At 56.8% G+C, this 12,960-nt stretch carries 16 protein-coding genes; 2 read left to right on the top strand and 14 right to left on the bottom strand.

The features are described 5' to 3' along the window. Positions 1 to 9: 9 nt before the first annotated feature. Both ABLV17_RS09610 and ABLV17_RS09605 read right to left on the bottom strand, forming a co-directional pair. The gene (locus ABLV17_RS09610) at positions 10 to 1,437 is read right to left on the bottom strand and encodes a non-oxidative hydroxyarylic acid decarboxylases subunit C (protein WP_045361374.1); all 1,428 of its coding nucleotides are present in this window, start codon (positions 1,435 to 1,437) and stop codon (positions 10 to 12) included. Between the two features lie 2 nt (positions 1,438 to 1,439). Then, a complete protein-coding gene (locus ABLV17_RS09605; RefSeq protein ID WP_087858571.1) occupies positions 1,440 to 2,030 on the bottom strand; it encodes a non-oxidative hydroxyarylic acid decarboxylases subunit B in 591 nt (196 codons plus the stop codon). Between the two features lie 173 nt (positions 2,031 to 2,203). Here ABLV17_RS09605 and ABLV17_RS09600 point away from each other — a divergent pair, with 173 nt between their 5' ends. After that, positions 2,204 to 2,623 (top strand): MarR family transcriptional regulator, encoded by a 420-nt coding sequence (locus ABLV17_RS09600; RefSeq protein WP_087858572.1) that lies wholly within the window; start codon positions 2,204 to 2,206, stop codon positions 2,621 to 2,623. On the opposite strand, the gene ABLV17_RS09595 is transcribed toward ABLV17_RS09600, so the two are convergent. Continuing rightward, the gene (locus ABLV17_RS09595; protein WP_308958024.1) at positions 2,620 to 3,507 is read right to left on the bottom strand and encodes a LysR family transcriptional regulator; all 888 of its coding nucleotides are present in this window, start codon (positions 3,505 to 3,507) and stop codon (positions 2,620 to 2,622) included. The two genes, ABLV17_RS09600 and ABLV17_RS09595, sit on opposite strands and share 4 nt — an antisense overlap. Before the next feature lie 122 nt (positions 3,508 to 3,629). Between ABLV17_RS09595 and ABLV17_RS09590 the strand changes: the two genes are divergently transcribed. Next, positions 3,630 to 4,007, top strand: a complete 378-nt coding sequence (locus tag ABLV17_RS09590; protein WP_308958023.1) for a DUF4440 domain-containing protein — start codon at positions 3,630 to 3,632, stop codon at positions 4,005 to 4,007. Between the two features lie 52 nt (positions 4,008 to 4,059). Here ABLV17_RS09590 and rpoS read toward each other — a convergent pair whose 3' ends face one another. The 11 genes from rpoS to cysN form a co-directional block, all read right to left on the bottom strand. Continuing rightward, positions 4,060 to 5,052: an RNA polymerase sigma factor RpoS gene (rpoS, locus tag ABLV17_RS09585; RefSeq protein ID WP_015703292.1), complete on the bottom strand. Its 993-nt coding sequence runs from the start codon at positions 5,050 to 5,052 to the stop codon at positions 4,060 to 4,062. 157 nt (positions 5,053 to 5,209) lie between these two features. Beyond that, positions 5,210 to 6,352, bottom strand: a complete 1,143-nt coding sequence (gene nlpD / locus ABLV17_RS09580) for a murein hydrolase activator NlpD (protein ID WP_045361378.1) — start codon at positions 6,350 to 6,352, stop codon at positions 5,210 to 5,212. Positions 6,353 to 6,476: 124 nt separating this feature from the next. After that, entirely contained in the window at positions 6,477 to 7,103 is a 627-nt protein-coding gene (locus ABLV17_RS09575) for a protein-L-isoaspartate(D-aspartate) O-methyltransferase (RefSeq protein ID WP_087858575.1), read from the bottom strand. Then, on the bottom strand, positions 7,097 to 7,858 hold the full coding sequence (gene surE, locus ABLV17_RS09570) for a 5'/3'-nucleotidase SurE (RefSeq protein WP_015369987.1): 762 nt from the start codon (positions 7,856 to 7,858) through the stop codon (positions 7,097 to 7,099). The genes ABLV17_RS09575 and surE overlap by 7 nt, the downstream gene beginning before the upstream one ends. After that, positions 7,839 to 8,888, bottom strand: coding sequence for a tRNA pseudouridine(13) synthase TruD (gene truD / locus ABLV17_RS09565; RefSeq protein ID WP_308958022.1), 1,050 nt, complete (start codon positions 8,886 to 8,888; stop codon positions 7,839 to 7,841). Before truD ends, surE begins: the two co-directional genes overlap by 20 nt. Next, on the bottom strand, positions 8,885 to 9,364 hold the full coding sequence (ispF, locus tag ABLV17_RS09560; RefSeq protein ID WP_308958021.1) for a 2-C-methyl-D-erythritol 2,4-cyclodiphosphate synthase: 480 nt from the start codon (positions 9,362 to 9,364) through the stop codon (positions 8,885 to 8,887). The genes truD and ispF overlap by 4 nt, the downstream gene beginning before the upstream one ends. Next, positions 9,364 to 10,074, bottom strand: coding sequence for a 2-C-methyl-D-erythritol 4-phosphate cytidylyltransferase (ispD, locus tag ABLV17_RS09555; protein ID WP_047039060.1), 711 nt, complete (start codon positions 10,072 to 10,074; stop codon positions 9,364 to 9,366). Before ispD ends, ispF begins: the two co-directional genes overlap by 1 nt. Positions 10,075 to 10,093: 19 nt before the next feature. Beyond that, the gene (gene ftsB, locus ABLV17_RS09550) at positions 10,094 to 10,405 is read right to left on the bottom strand and encodes a cell division protein FtsB (protein WP_015369983.1); all 312 of its coding nucleotides are present in this window, start codon (positions 10,403 to 10,405) and stop codon (positions 10,094 to 10,096) included. Between the two features lie 138 nt (positions 10,406 to 10,543). Continuing rightward, positions 10,544 to 10,870 carry a DUF3561 family protein gene (locus ABLV17_RS09545; protein WP_047044281.1) on the bottom strand — a complete coding sequence of 109 codons (327 nt, stop codon included), beginning with the start codon at positions 10,868 to 10,870 and terminating at the stop codon, positions 10,544 to 10,546. Positions 10,871 to 10,920: 50 nt separating this feature from the next. Continuing rightward, positions 10,921 to 11,526 carry an adenylyl-sulfate kinase gene (cysC, locus tag ABLV17_RS09540; protein WP_047044279.1) on the bottom strand — a complete coding sequence of 202 codons (606 nt, stop codon included), beginning with the start codon at positions 11,524 to 11,526 and terminating at the stop codon, positions 10,921 to 10,923. Further along, positions 11,526 to 12,953, bottom strand: coding sequence for a sulfate adenylyltransferase subunit CysN (cysN, locus tag ABLV17_RS09535; protein WP_308958019.1), 1,428 nt, complete (start codon positions 12,951 to 12,953; stop codon positions 11,526 to 11,528). The genes cysC and cysN overlap by 1 nt, the downstream gene beginning before the upstream one ends. Between the last annotated feature and the right edge of the window lie 7 nt (positions 12,954 to 12,960).

Below are 12,960 nucleotides of genomic sequence, written 5' to 3'. Positions count from 1 at the left end.
TTCTTCTCCTTATTTACGGTTGGCCAACATGGCGGTCAGTTTTTCAGCCCAGGCTTTGGTTTCCGGTAAATCCTGCACCGGCTGGCTGTAGTGACCGCGAAGGTCCGGCGCAACCGGGGTGGTGGCGTCGATAATCAGTTTGTCGGTGATCCCCGCCGGGCTGGAACCAGGGTCGAGCTCCAGTACCGACATGTTCGGCAACTGCACCAGGTCGCCCGCCGGGTTGACCTTCGAGGAGAGTGCCCACATCACCTGCGGCAGGTTGAACGGGTCGACATCTTCATCAACCATAATGACCATTTTCACGTAGCCGAGGCCATGCGGGGTAGTCATCGCCCGTAATCCCACCGCGCGGGCAAAACCGCCGTAGCGTTTTTTGGTGGAGATAATCGCCAGCAGGCCATGGGTGTACATGGCGTTGACCGCCTGCACTTCCGGGAACTCGGCTTTCAGCTGCTGGTACAGCGGCACGCAGGTCGCCGGGCCCATCAGATAGTCGATTTCGGTCCACGGCATTCCGAGATACAACGATTCAAAAATCGGTTTTGTGCGATAAGAGACTTTATCGATACGCACCACCGTCATATTGCGGCCGCCTGAGTAGTGGCCGGTGAACTCGCCGAACGGCCCTTCAATTTCACGCTTGCGCCCTTCAATCACCCCTTCAAGGATCACTTCCGAGCCCCAGGGTACGTCAAAGCCGGTCAGCGGTGCGGTGGCGATGGGATACGGACTTTCGCGCAGCGCGCCCGCCATCTCATATTCTGACTGGTCATATTTCAGCGGCGTGGCGCCCATCAGGGTAATAATCGGGTCGTTACCCAGAGTGATGGCAATGGGCAGATCCTCACCGCGCTCTTCCGCTTTATGCAGATGCAGCGCGATATCGTGCATCGGTACCGGCTGCAGGCCCAGCTTGCGCTTGCCTTTCACTTCCATCCGGTAAATGCCGACGTTCTGTTTACCGAAGTTGTCCGGGTCAAGCGGATCGCGAGAAACCACGCAGGCTTTGTCGAGATAGAAACCACCGTCGCCATCGTTCAGGCGGAACAACGGCAGAATATCGAACAGGTTGATATCGTCGCCATCAACGGTGTTTTCCGCCCACGCTGGATTAGCGCGACGCTCCGGCGTTACCGGGAATTTATCCCAGCGGCGAATAAATTCATCAATCTGTTTTTTCACCGGCGTGTTTGGCGGCAGCCCCAGCGAAATCGCGTGGTTTTGCCAGGAACCGATGGTGTTCATGGCGACACGGGCATCGGTAAAGCCGCGAATGTTATCGAACCACAGCGCTGGCGCGCCGTCGCCGATGCGCCCTGTGGCGTTAGCGGCAGCGGCGAGATCCGGCTCGGCATTCACCTCTTCGCTAATTTTTAGCAGTTGCCCCTGCTCATCCAGCGCCTGCAAAAAGCTGCGTAAATCATCAAAAGCCATGACTAATTCTCCTGTGATAAATTCTCGACCGCGCGCAGGCCGTTCCAGCGGCGCGCTTTGCGGTATTCGAGACCAAACTGATCCAACACCCGGGTCACGATATGGTTGGTGATATCCTCCACCGTTTCCGGGTGGTTGTAGTAGGCAGGCATCGGCGGCACCATCGCCACGCCCATGCGCGACAGCGCCAGCATGTTCTCCAGATGAATGGTGCTCAGCGGCATTTCACGCGGCACCAGAACCAGCTTGCGCCCCTCTTTCAGCACGACGTCGGCCGCGCGGCCGACTAACCCTTCCGCATAGCCTGCGCGGATACCTGCCAGCGTTTTCATGCTGCACGGGATAACAATCATGCCGTCGGTACGAAACGATCCTGATGAGATGGTCGCGGCCTGATCCGCCGGGCTATGGCAGAAGTCCGCCAGCGCGGCGACTTCACGAGCGCTATAGGGCGTTTCCAGCTCAATAGTGGTTTTTGCCCATTTCGACATCACCAGGTGCGTTTCTACATCCGGCATTTCGTTCAGCGCTTGCAATAGCGCGACGCCCAACGGCGCGCCGGTCGCCCCGGTCATCCCAATAATCAGTTTCATTCACTACCTCATACATTGTTCGTATACGAACCTTTGTATTAAAACTACGCTCATTTTTACGGGATCTCAATATCGTTCGCATACGATCCGCATCAATAATCAAAAAAATGAGATGTGAAAAGAAGCCGTAAATGCGGCTATCATAAAGGTGATATTTTTGTGACGGAGTGTTCATGGAGTTACGTAACGAGGCGTTCCACCTTCTGCGCCAGCTTTTTCAACAGCACACCGCGCGCTGGCAACATGAATTACCGGAACTGACCAAGCCGCAATACGCGGTGATGCGCTCGGTCGCCGAACATCCTGGTATCGAGCAGGTGACGCTTATCGAAGCGGCCGTCAGCACGAAAGCGACGCTGGCGGAGATGCTAAGCCGGATGGAAAAACGCGGGCTGGTGCGCCGCGAACACGATCCGACAGATAAACGTCGCCGCTTTGTCTATCTGACGAATGAAGGACAGGCGCTGCTCGCAAATTCCATGCCGCAGGGCAACCGTGTCGATGAAGAGTTTTTGAGCCGCCTTAACGAAGAGGAACGCGCGCAGTTTTCCCGGCTGGTGCTGAAAATGATGGAAAGTAAAACCGCGGATTAAGCGGTTCGCTCGCGCAGAAAATCGATAAATGCCCGGACCTTGGTTGGCACATGCTGCGCGTCCGGGTAGACGGCGTATACCCCCTGAGAGGGAAAAATATACTCCGGCAATACCCGCACTAGCTCCTGCCGCGCGATGGCTTCAGCCACCAGCCACTCTGGGAGCAGCGCCACCCCGCTTCCCGCCAGCGCAAAGCCCATTAACGCTTGTGCGCTATCGGCTGAGATCCGCGGTGGTTGCGTAATTTCAAAAGCGATCGATTGCCCTTCGACGGTCAGGAGCTGCCAGCGTAGCGGGGTCGCTAAGCGCTCGTTAACAATCCACTCCGCCTGCGCCAGGTCGGCAAGCGTGCGCAGCGGATGTTTATCCAGCAAAACCGGCGAGGCCACGGGCACGATGGCGAAACGCGAAATCCGAGCCGCGTGATAGCGTGAATCGGCCAGGGTACCGAGGCGGATCGCGACATCAAACCGTTCAGAGATCAAATCCGCGTGATACGACGATGAGACGTGGCGCACCCGCAGCGCCGGATGTCGACGAGCGAATTCCGCCAGCGCCGGGATGATCACCTGCGCGCCATATTCCGGGGTGGTAGTGATCCGCAGTTCACCACTTAACCCGGTGTGGCTGGCGCGCACCTCGTCCTGTAAATTCTCCGCGGCTTTCAGCAGCCCAACGCCGCGCTGGTAAAACACCGCCCCGGCTTCGGTGAGCGTTAACCGGCGCGTCGAACGCAGAAGCAACGTCACCCCCAGCTCACTCTCAAGCTGGCGAACGTTAAAACTGACCACCGCTTTGGTCTGCCCAAGCGCCGTCGCCGCGGCGGTAAAGCTCCCGGCATCAACAACGGCGACAAACATGGTAACGCGCTGCAGGTTTAGCATTTGAATAGGGCTTATTGTCAAAATTTTTTAGACAGTATATCCCTGAAAAGCGCGTTTATCCGCCCCTGAGGCGCGGTTTACAGTAATCGCCTGCATTGCCTGCAGCTTAACCTGGAGTAAACATGAACCCATGGATCCAAGAAGTTATCGACGCCCACGTAATCATTGAACAATGGTTGGGCCGGAAAGAAGGTAGCGCGCAAGCGCTAATGAGCCGCTTTGCGCAAGAATTTACAATGGTCCCTATCAGCGGCGTAAAGATGGATTACCCAACGGTAAGCGGCTTTTTCCATAGCGCTGGCGGCAGTCGCCCGGGATTAAGTATCGTGGTTGATAATGCGCAGGTGTTGAGCGAATGGCATGACGGCGGCGCGGTGCTGTACCGCGAAAGCCAGACCCTGCCGGAACAAGGCGAAGTCGTGCGCTGGTCGACGGCGATATTTCAACGCATTGAGGGAAAAATCCTCTGGCGTCACCTGCAGGAAACCCGTATCGGTTAATACAAAGGAAAAGGCCCAATCGCTGGATTGGGCCTTTTTGAGAGAAAACGATTTATTCGCGGAATAGCGCTTCGATGTTTAGCCCCTGTCCCTGCAGGATCTCCCGCAGGCGGCGCAGGCCTTCCACCTGAATCTGACGCACGCGTTCGCGGGTCAGGCCGATTTCACGACCCACATCTTCAAGCGTTGCGGCTTCATATCCCAGCAGCCCGAAACGACGAGCCAGTACTTCGCGCTGTTTGGCGTTCAGTTCGAACAGCCATTTGACGATGCTTTGTTTCATATCATCGTCCTGCGTGGTGTCTTCCGGGCCGTTGTCTTTTTCATCGGCCAGAATATCCAGCAGCGCTTTTTCTGAATCACCGCCCAGCGGGGTATCCACTGAGGTAATGCGCTCGTTCAGACGCAGCATACGGCTAACGTCATCAACCGGTTTATCCAGCTGTTCGGCTATCTCTTCGGCGCTTGGCTCGTGGTCCAGCTTATGCGACAACTCGCGCGCGGTACGCAGATAAACGTTCAGCTCTTTCACAATATGGATAGGCAAACGAATGGTACGGGTTTGGTTCATAATCGCCCGTTCAATCGTTTGACGGATCCACCAGGTGGCGTAGGTTGAAAAACGGAACCCACGCTCCGGGTCAAACTTCTCAACTGCGCGGATCAGGCCGAGGTTACCTTCTTCAATCAGATCCAGCAGCGCCAGACCACGATTGCTGTAACGACGAGCAATCTTCACCACCAGACGCAGGTTACTTTCAATCATGCGACGGCGTGAAGCAACATCTCCACGTAGTGCGCGACGGGCGAAATAGACTTCCTCTTCGGCCGTCAGCAGCGGGGAATAACCAATCTCACCAAGATACAGCTGTGTCGCATCGAGAACGCGTTGGGTGGCGCCTTGCGACAGCAGCTCTTCCTCAGCCAGATCGCTATCACTGGGTTCCTCTTCTACTAAGGCTTTCTCGTCGAAAACCTCCATTCCGTTCTCATCAAATTCCGCGTCTTCATTTAAATCATGAACTTTCAGCGTATTCTGACTCATAAAGGTGGCTCCTACCCGTGATCCCTGAGCAAAGCACCTTCCGCGACCCATCACTAAACGACGCCGGAGTTATCCTCTTTATACCTCCACTGAAGGAGGCATATCGCGACCGCCCTGGCGCCTTTCATGGTGTTACGCTTATCCGTACTTTGCCAAATTATCGCTGCGGTAAGTACTGCAGCGGGTTGACGGATTTCCCCTTGTAACGAATTTCAAAATGTAATCTTGTTGAGCTGGTTCCGGTGCTACCCATGGTAGCGATTTTCTGCCCCGCTTTGACTTCCTGTTGCTCCCGAACCAGCATGGTATCGTTATGAGCGTAGGCACTCAGGTAATCATCGTTGTGTTTGATGATAATAAGATTACCGTAACCGCGCAGTGCGTTACCGGCATAGACGACGCGCCCATCGGCGGTCGCGACAATAGCCTGTCCTTTACTGCCTGCAATGTCGATACCTTTATTGCCGCCTTCCGCGCCGCTAAAGTTCTCGATAACCTTGCCATCAGTCGGCCAGCGCCATGATGAGATCGGCGAACTGGTAGACGTACTGCTTGCAGTCGGTTGGGTTGTGCTAACGGTTGATGGCGCCGTAACCGGAGCGACCGTTGTTGTGGTCGTTGCTGGTTTATTATTCGGCAACATCTTAGTAGCACTCTGTTCACCTGAAGATTCAGAATACGTAATAGTCGGTTGTGACGCAACCACTGCGGTGGATTTTTGTGCAGAAGTTGTGGTGGCCGTCGCACCGCCGCTTGCCTGCGCGCTAGCCTGAGATACCGGGTTTTCGCCGGTGATCGGCTGGCCTGCGGAGTTGCCGACCTGCAGCACCTGGCCCACGTTCAGCGCGTACGGCGCCGGGACGTTGTTGCGTTCCGCAAGGTCGCGGAAATCGTTGCCGGTGACCCACGCGATATAGAACAGGGTATCGCCGCGCTTAACGGTATAGGTACTGCCGCCGGTATAGCTACCTTTCGGAATATCGCCATATTTACGGTTGTAAACAATCTTACCGTTCACCGTCTGCACCGGTTGTTGAGCCATCGGCTGAACCTGAGTCGGCTGGGTCTGAATTGGCTGGGTCTGCATCGGTTGAATCGGCTGAGCCGGAGGAACTTGCTGCGCGCCGGAGGATGGCGGTGTAATCAGCATCCCGGAATTGGTGCTGGAGGACGCAGCGCCGCTTGCCGAATTCACCGGCGCAGGCGGATTATTGGTATTTGTACACCCGGCCAGCCAGAGTGAAACCAGTGACAACGCCGCAATACGGCTTACGGTAAATTTTGGGCTTCCCGCGCTCATTTATCCCCCAGGAATATGTTAACTGCCAATATCTTGCTTACCGGGCAGCGCCCGGCCAGGACACTGAAAAATGTGTCCACCCTACGCCTAAACTTAGGCAAAAAAAACCTGGAATAATCCGGGTTCAGGCCAGTTCCCCTCTGACGAGCGGAACAAAGCGAACGGCCTCGACGGTATCGATGAAAAATTCGCCGCCGCGGCGACGGATCCGCTTCAGGTACTGATGTTCTTCACCGACCGGCAAAACCAGCACGCCGCCTTCATCAAGCTGCGCCATCAGCGCGGCCGGAATTTCCGGCGGCGCGGCGGTGACGATAATCGCGTCAAAAGGCGCGCGAGCCTGCCAACCCTGCCATCCATCGCCATGACGGGTTGAAACATTATGTAAATCAAGTTGTTTAAGACGCCGACGCGCCTGCCACTGCAGGCTCTTAATCCGCTCAACCGAGCAGACGTGGTGCACGAGGTGCGCCAGGATCGCCGTCTGATAGCCGGAGCCGGTGCCGATTTCCAGCACTTTTGAGTCCGGCGTCAGTTCCAGAAGCTCCGTCATCCGCGCCACCATATAGGGCTGCGAGATGGTTTGCCCCTGGCCAATCGGCAGCGCGGTGTTTTCCCACGCCTTATGTTCAAAGGCTTCATCAACGAATTTCTCGCGCGGAACCTGCGCGATTGCCTCGAGGACTCGCTCATCGACGATGCCCTGAGTACGTAGCTGATTCAACAAACTTTCAACACGTTTACTTACCATTGCGTATCAACCCCGACGCGTTCTAACCAATCGGTTACCACCTCATGTGCCTGATGAGCGGTTAAATCGACATGCAATGGCGTGACGGAAACATAGCCTTCATCCACCGCCGCAAAATCGGTTCCCGGCCCGGCATCGCGCTTATCGCCCGGCGGGCCGATCCAGTACAGCGTATTGCCGCGCGGATCTTTTTGCGGAATGACCTGGTCGGCCGGATGCCGGTTGCCGCAGCGGGTCACGCGAATGCCTTTGATTTGCTCGAGGGGAAGATCCGGCACGTTGATGTTGAGGATCCTCCCGGTACGCAGCGGCTCGCGGCTTAACGCGCGCAAAATGGTGCACGTCACTGCCGCCGCGGTATCGTAATGTTGATAGCCGTTCAGCGAAACGGCAAGGGCGGGAAAACCAAGATGGCGGCCTTCCATCGCCGCCGCGACGGTACCGGAATAGATAACGTCATCGCCAAGATTGGGGCCCGCGTTGATTCCTGAGACCACAATATCCGGGCGCGGACGCATCAGCGCGTTAACGCCAAGATAAACGCAGTCGGTCGGCGTGCCCATCTGGACGGCGATATCGCCATTTTCAAAGGTGAACGTGCGTAGAGAAGATTCCAGCGTGAGCGAATTTGAGGCGCCGCTGCGATTACGATCGGGTGCAACAACCTGGACCTCGGCAAATTCGCGTAAGGCCTTCGCCAGGGTTTGGATCCCCGGCGCGTGGATACCGTCATCGTTACTCAGCAATATTCGCATAGTCACCCGTTGTATTGATAAGTTCCCTTACCACGCTGGTGGCAAAACTTCCCGCTGGCAGCCAGAAGCGCAGTTCAACAGTGACATCATCCCACCAGTTCCAGCACAATTGCTGCGGATACAGCAGCATCGCCCGGCGCGCGGCTTCGACTTTTTCGCGCGCCAGCAGCGCCTGTAGCGACGTTTCTTCGGCTATCGCGGCTTGCTCGGCGGCCAGCGCGTCGCGTTGGCTGCCCCAGTCGCCGCAGCCCGGCAGCGCAGCGGTAATCATCAGCTCGCGGTTATCGACCCGCGCCTGCAATTCCGCCAACTCTTCGGTGGTTGCCACAAACCAGCTTCCGCGCCCCGCTAATTGTAGCGCATCGCCATCAACAACCTGATTAAATTCCGTTTTTTTTAATCTAATTGCAACTTGCTGATTAAACAACGCGCTGCGTGCCGCCGACAACCAAAAACTGCGTTTATTGCGATCGCGCACCGGCTCGCCGCTCTCGGCCCAGCGCAATGCGCCCTGCAGGTTACTGCCGCCGATACCAAAGCGTTGCGCGCCGAAATAGTTCGGCACGCCGGCGGCGGCTATCGCCTGCAAGCGCTTTTCGACATCGTCGCGATCGCTGATTTCCCGCAGGATCAGCGTGAACTGGTTGCCCTTCAGCGCGCCTAAACGCAGCTTACGCTTATGGCGGGCATACTCCAGCACCTGGCAGCCTTCGAGCTGAAATTTGCTCAGATCCGGCATCTCTTTGCCCGGCACGCGGGCGCACAGCCACTGTTCGGTGACCGCGTGCTTATCTTTTTGCCCGGCAAAGCTCACTTCGCGCGCATGGATTTTAAGGAATTTCGCCAGCGCGTCGGCAACGAAACGGGTGTTGCAGCCATTTTTCAGAATCCGCACCAGCACATGTTCGCCTTCGCCATCAGGGGCGAAACCGAGGTCTTCGACCACCAGAAAGTCTTCCGGATTAGCCTTCAGCCGCCCCTGGCTGAGCGGCTTGCCGTGCAGGTATGTTAAGTCATCAAAGGCGATCATTGCGCAGCCTTACGCAGCAGCGCCACCGCTTCACAGGCGATGCCTTCGCCACGGCCGGTGAAGCCAAGCTTCTCGGTGGTGGTCGCTTTCACATTGACGTCGTCCATATGGCAGCCAAGATCTTCGGCGATAAACACGCGCATCTGCGGGATATGTGGCAGCATTTTTGGCGCCTGGGCGATGATGGTGACGTCAACGTTGCCAAGGGTATATCCCTTAGTCTGAATCCGCCGCCACGCTTCACGCAGCAGTTCCCGGCTATCCGCGCCTTTAAAGGCCGGATCGGTATCCGGGAACAGTTTACCGATGTCGCCGAGCGCCGCGGCGCCTAGCAGCGCGTCGGTCAGCGCATGTAGCGCGACGTCGCCATCGGAATGGGCGAGCAGCCCTTTCTCATAAGGAATACGTACCCCGCCAATAATAATTGGCCCTTCACCGCCAAAAGCGTGTACGTCAAAACCATGTCCAATTCGCATTAAGCCTTCTCCTGGTGTCGGGAACGGGTAAGGTAAAATTCGGCCAGCGCCAGATCTTCCGGGCGCGTTACTTTAATATTATCAGCTCGTCCGGCGACCAATTCGGGATGGAAGCCACAGTACTCCAGCGCCGACGCTTCGTCGGTGATGGTCGCGCCTTCATCCAGCGCGCGCGTCAGGCAGTCAAATAGCAGTTCACGCGGGAAAAATTGCGGCGTCAGCGCATGCCATAAATCATTGCGTTCAACGGTATGGGCGATCGCGGTTTTGCCCGGTTCGGCACGCTTCATGGTATCGCGCACCGGCGCCGCCAGTATGCCGCCGACGCGGCTGGTTGCGCTCAGCGCCAGCAGTCGCGAGAGATCGTCCTGATGCAGGCACGGCCGCGCGGCATCATGAACCAGCACCCATTGCGCATCCGCTAACGCTTTCAGCCCCGCCAGTACCGAATCGGCACGCTCGGCGCCGCCGTCAACGACGGTGACCTGCGGATGGTGGGCTAAGGGAAGTTGACTAAAGCGGATATCGCCGGGGCTAACGGCGATGACCACTCGCTGAACGCGCTCGTTCGCCAGCAGCGCGGCGACCGAATGTTCGAGAATCGTTTTGTTACCGATTGAGAGATATTGTTTCGGGCACTCCGTTTGCATACGGCGGCCAAAACCGGCTGCCGGCACCACGGCGCAAACGCCCGGAAAAGTGGCTGCCATATTGTCATCCTGGGCTTGTTTATCGATTATTCTGCGCAGAACCCTGATTGCGTTTTGATGCATCCGGCACCAGACGATAGAACGTTTCGCCCGGGCGGGTCATGCTGAGTTCATTGCGCGCGCGTTCCTCGATCGCCTCCTGACCGCCGTTGAGATCGTCAATTTCGGCGAAAAGCTGATCGTTGCGCGCTTTTAATTTGGCGTTAGTGGCCTGCTGAGCGGAGACATCGTCATTAACCCGGCTATAGTCGTGCAAACCATTTTTGCCAAACCACAGCGAGTACTGTAGCCAGACCAGCAAAGCTAATAATAGCAGCGTTAATTTACCCATCCTGCCCCCTGAAAAACGGCATCATCATCCCATAACTCGCCGGAGTACTCTACCCTGGCGCGCGGACGATGCCACGTAACGCGGGGACTGTACCACATTTTTGCGATGGATACCCAGGCTTGATTCATCCCAAAAAGGCTATCCCAACAGCCAGAGGAACAGCAGACCAAACATCAGCCCGACGGTTAAAATCGTCGCGCAAACGCTGTAAATCAGCTTGCCGTCCAGTAATGAATGTAGCGCAATACCGACCACCACGGCGACCGGCATAATGGCAAGGAAGAAAGGCCAGGTATAGAGGAAGAAAAAGAGCGTATTACCGCCATACATGAGGAAGGGAATACCCAGCGCCAGCAGCCATGAAATAAAGCCCACGGCGGCGCCCGACAAAGACCAGGTGGTCTCGTCGCCGGCCGCCGGAGGCGGTTCTGAACGAATAATACTGAGGTTCTGGGTATTGCGCATATCGAATCCTGTTGACCGGGCGACCGGCACCCCTCGATGCCGTTGCCTTTTCAGGATCTGATAATATCGCTCTGTCGAAGCAGGTCTAATAGTTGGTGCACCAAATTTGTTACCAATTGTTCACCATCCAGATGAATTTCAGCGTTCTCCGGGGATTCATAGACCGAATCAATACCGGTAAAATTACGCAGCTCCCCTGCCCGCGCCTTCTTGTACAGTCCTTTCGGATCCCGCGTCTCACAAGTGGCCAGAGGAGTATCGACAAACACTTCGATAAAGCGTCCTTCCCCCAAACGCTCGCGCACCATCTGCCGTTCCGCTCGATGCGGAGATATAAACGCCGTCAATACAACCAGCCCGGCATCGACCATCAGCTTAGCCACTTCACCGACGCGGCGAATGTTCTCTTTGCGATCGTCGTCACTGAATCCCAGATCGCTACACAGCCCGTGGCGCACATTATCGCCGTCAAGCAAATAGGTGCTCACGCCAAGCTCGTGCAGCGCCTCTTCCAGCGCCCCGGCGACGGTGGATTTACCCGACCCCGAGAGGCCGGTAAACCACAGCACCACGCCGCGATGGCCATGATGCTGTTCGCGCTGCTCGCGGGTGACAGGATGCGCATGCCAGACGACGTTTTCGTCATGCCGGGCCATTACTTACCTCCCAGCAGATCGCGCGCGTCCCAGTGCGGGAAGTGTTTACGAATCAATTGATTCAGTTCCAGCTCAAAGGCGCTGTACTGTGACGTCGGAGCCTGCGCCTGCAGGTGCGGTTCGTTGACCATTCCCGCGCCCACCGTCACGTTGCTCAGGCGATCGATAAAGATAAGCCCGCCGGTCACCGGATTGTCCTGATACGGATCGAGCACCAGCGGCTCGTCAAAGGTCAGCTCCACCAGCCCGATGCCGTTCAGCGGCAGGGTTTCGACTTCACGCTGGGTCAGATTATTGATGTCCACCTGATAGCGGATAGCGTCAACGCGGGCGCGGGTTTTCTTGCCAGCCACTTTAATGTCATAGCTCTGGCCCGGCGACAGCGCCTGTTCCGCCATCCACACGACGTCGATGCTGGCGCTTTGTACCGCAGGTAACGAGGCGGCGGCGTCAACCAGCAAATCGCCGCGGCTGATGTCGATTTCATCTTTCAGGACGATAGTGATCGCTTCCCCCGCTCCGGCCTGCGGCAGGTCGCCGTCAAAGGTGACAATACGCGCCACGTTCGACTCCACGCCCGACGGCAATACTTTCAGGCGCTGGCCAACGGTGACCGTACCGGAAGCGACGGTGCCGGAGAAGCCGCGGAAATCCAGGTTCGGACGGTTCACGTACTGCACCGGGAAGCGCAGCGGCTGGCTTTCAACCTCGCGCTGAATGTCAACGGTTTCCAGTACTTCCAGCAGCGTCGGGCCGCTGTACCACGGCATTTTATCGCTCTGGGTGGCGACGTTATCCCCTTCCAGCGCCGACAGCGGCACGAAACGGATATCAAGCTTGCCCGGCAGCTGTTCGGCGAAAGTCAGATAATCTTCACGAATTTCATTGAAGCGCGCTTCGCTGAACTCGACGAGATCCATTTTGTTCACCGCGACCACCAGGTGCTTAATCCCCAATAGTGTGGAGATAAAACTATGGCGGCGAGTCTGGTCGAGCACGCCTTTGCGGGCGTCAATCAGCAGGATCGCCAGATCGCAGGTGGACGCGCCGGTCGCCATATTACGGGTGTACTGCTCATGGCCCGGCGTGTCGGCAATGATAAATTTGCGTTTCTCAGTCGAGAAGTAGCGATAGGCGACATCAATGGTGATGCCCTGCTCGCGCTCGGCCTGCAGGCCATCCACCAGCAGCGCCAGATCCAGTTTCTCGCCCTGAGTACCGTGACGCTTGCTGTCATTGTGCAGGGAAGAGAGCTGATCTTCATAAATCTGGCGCGTATCGTGCAGCAGGCGGCCAATCAAGGTACTTTTGCCGTCATCGACGCTGCCGCAGGTCAGAAAACGCAGCAGGCTTTTGTGCTGTTGCGCGTGCAGGTAAGCTTCTACGCCGCCTTCATTAGCAATTTGTTGTGCAATCGTAGTGTTCATGGCGGCT

The organism is Klebsiella sp. CN_Kp091, assembly GCF_040065095.1.
Classification (GTDB): domain Bacteria; phylum Pseudomonadota; class Gammaproteobacteria; order Enterobacterales; family Enterobacteriaceae; genus Klebsiella; species Klebsiella aerogenes.
This window is presented reverse-complemented; position numbering and strand designations above follow the sequence as displayed.

Coding starts and splice junctions, on each gene's coding strand:
- ABLV17_RS09610 (WP_045361374.1), bottom strand. CDS start 1,437: ATGGCTTTTGATGATTTACGCAGCTTTTTGCAGGCGCTGGATGAGCAG.
- ABLV17_RS09605 (WP_087858571.1), bottom strand. CDS start 2,030: ATGAAACTGATTATTGGGATGACCGGGGCGACCGGCGCGCCGTTGGGC.
- ABLV17_RS09600 (WP_087858572.1), top strand. CDS start 2,204: ATGGAGTTACGTAACGAGGCGTTCCACCTTCTGCGCCAGCTTTTTCAA.
- ABLV17_RS09595 (WP_308958024.1), bottom strand. CDS start 3,507: ATGCTAAACCTGCAGCGCGTTACCATGTTTGTCGCCGTTGTTGATGCC.
- ABLV17_RS09590 (WP_308958023.1), top strand. CDS start 3,630: ATGAACCCATGGATCCAAGAAGTTATCGACGCCCACGTAATCATTGAA.
- rpoS (WP_015703292.1), bottom strand. CDS start 5,052: ATGAGTCAGAATACGCTGAAAGTTCATGATTTAAATGAAGACGCGGAA.
- nlpD (WP_045361378.1), bottom strand. CDS start 6,352: ATGAGCGCGGGAAGCCCAAAATTTACCGTAAGCCGTATTGCGGCGTTG.
- ABLV17_RS09575 (WP_087858575.1), bottom strand. CDS start 7,103: ATGGTAAGTAAACGTGTTGAAAGTTTGTTGAATCAGCTACGTACTCAG.
- surE (WP_015369987.1), bottom strand. CDS start 7,858: ATGCGAATATTGCTGAGTAACGATGACGGTATCCACGCGCCGGGGATC.
- truD (WP_308958022.1), bottom strand. CDS start 8,888: ATGATCGCCTTTGATGACTTAACATACCTGCACGGCAAGCCGCTCAGC.
- ispF (WP_308958021.1), bottom strand. CDS start 9,364: ATGCGAATTGGACATGGTTTTGACGTACACGCTTTTGGCGGTGAAGGG.
- ispD (WP_047039060.1), bottom strand. CDS start 10,074: ATGGCAGCCACTTTTCCGGGCGTTTGCGCCGTGGTGCCGGCAGCCGGT.
- ftsB (WP_015369983.1), bottom strand. CDS start 10,405: ATGGGTAAATTAACGCTGCTATTATTAGCTTTGCTGGTCTGGCTACAG.
- ABLV17_RS09545 (WP_047044281.1), bottom strand. CDS start 10,870: ATGCGCAATACCCAGAACCTCAGTATTATTCGTTCAGAACCGCCTCCG.
- cysC (WP_047044279.1), bottom strand. CDS start 11,526: ATGGCCCGGCATGACGAAAACGTCGTCTGGCATGCGCATCCTGTCACC.
- cysN (WP_308958019.1), bottom strand. CDS start 12,953: ATGAACACTACGATTGCACAACAAATTGCTAATGAAGGCGGCGTAGAA.